Annotated in this window: 2 protein-coding genes and 1 pseudogene; 1 reads left to right on the top strand and 2 read right to left on the bottom strand. The window is 39.7% G+C overall.

Going from position 1 to position 1,809, the window contains the following annotated elements; genetic code table 11:
• Window positions 1-535: hypothetical protein (locus ACWATR_RS39770; protein WP_460345814.1), on the bottom strand; the 535-nt coding region annotated here is incomplete at its 3' end.
• A gap of 560 nt (window positions 536-1,095) precedes the next feature.
• A complete protein-coding gene (locus ACWATR_RS39765) occupies window positions 1,096-1,251 on the bottom strand; it encodes a hypothetical protein (protein WP_460345811.1) in 156 nt (51 codons plus the stop codon).
• Between the two features lie 354 nt (window positions 1,252-1,605).
• On the opposite strand from ACWATR_RS39765, the pseudogene ACWATR_RS39760 reads away from it, so the two are divergent.
• Window positions 1,606-1,809, top strand: a pseudogene (locus ACWATR_RS39760) (AAA-like domain-containing protein); the annotation flags it as partial.

Genomic DNA, 1,809 nt, shown 5'->3' with positions numbered 1-1,809 from the left:
TCGAGCGAATGATACCTTGTTGAACATTAACAGCGGCTAGGAAAATCAAAACTTTCTCAATTGGCTCCATAGTTAAGATGTTGTCTGATGCTACATCGAAGACCGCAAAAGGCGCATTATCATCCACATGAGCTTCTGAAGGACCAGTTAGCCCCAGAAGTGCGCGACCTGATGCAGAATGATTTGTCACAACAATAGGACCTGCACCCCGTCCCTCCTCTTTTACCTCTAGACGATTATTTTCATTGAGGAGTACTTTTGAGCCTAATGGAATGGCATCAGTTCTGGTACTTGTCCGAATGATAGTGTCATCGCTGACTTTGATAAACTTGTTGTAAAAGACGGAATAAGTCGGCTTATAAAAGATGTCTATATTTGTTGACCAATCCTTGGGTTTCAGAGCAAACCAAGTGGGGACATAGCCTGGAGCTCCTTTTCCATCACAGAACTTAAAGGCATAAAGACACCAGCTATTGTCACGGTAATATTTTTGGTCTCCTTCTTTAATGTCGATAATCGATATATTGAAAGTCATGGTAACTCCTATGTTTTTTAGTTTGAGGTTTTCGACTTTGAGCGAAACTTGACCATACTCAGTACTCAGTGCTGAGTAAGTTAAAAAAATACTTACAACTTATGTACTTGGTACAAGCCCCACCCCTGATCGGCGAAATCTTCTTAAGTGAGAAGGTTGATACCCCACCCTTTGTGGGTGGTCTTTTAACTCAGCACTCAGGACTCTTCATTTTTATCTTGAGCAGAGATATTGCAGAGTCATTCATACTAGACGTAAATAGTTAGCCAGTCTAGTTTCTAGCTCACACAGGTAGTCATTACGAATCAGTATATGTCGCTCATAATCCTTTTACCCTCCTCAAGATTTACTTTATAAATTCAGTATTTACCTTAAATCCATTCAACACAACCGAAGTTGACGAACTTAAAAACTTCTCAACTTCAGTCTCTGCAAGCTAGACACAGGAAAGATTTCAACTATTGTCAAACTAAACTTTATTTCCCCTTGTTTCTCTTAAAATCGGCAAATAAACCTTAACTTCGGGATCTTAAAGTCACAAAACTTAAAATTCACCACAGCTAAAACTCTCCACAGGAAAATCGAGTATCTGCGGCGCAAAGACGAATAGTAGTCACCAGAAGCGATCGCTTCCCAATTCCCCTATCCCAGCAACAGCGATCGCCATTCAAAAGCTGAATTACGAAAATACAACACAACAGAAAGGCGATCGCCAACTTAATCCAAGCCCGTAAAATTACTTAACGTCAGTGCGAGAATAAAGCAAGTAACATAAAATTAGCTGGATAAATCTGCTTCACTCAGTCTTGTAAGACTTACCTGCTTTCAGACTGAAATAGTGCTTAATATCTGTGTTTCCTATCATAATTCTTAAAAAAATCGTTTGAATAGGTACAGTTTTGACAATTAAGACTCGATTGAGTTGTAGATAATTTTATAGCTTTGGCAGCTGAAGTTATTTACTGCTGACTTGTGCCAGTCATCTCCTGTTTGTTGGTGTATCTTACCGATGCACTACAGACGCTCATGCCTATCCATAAAAAATACATTTATCACCTGCAACATTCCCCATGAAATCCCAACAAAGAAGCCGTAGACGTGGTGTAATCCTAACGCCCCAAGGATTGCAGAAACTCCAAGATGCAAAATCTCAATCAGAAAGTAATGAAAATTTCGATAAACATTATACCCGTGAAGTTTTAGGCTTTCGCATGGGATTAGACCCAGATACGGTAGCAAAGGTATTTGCCTGTGAAATGGGAGTAGATCGGCAA

It is taken from the genome of Nostoc sp. UIC 10890 (genome assembly GCF_054786515.1).
This window is presented reverse-complemented; position numbering and strand designations above follow the sequence as displayed.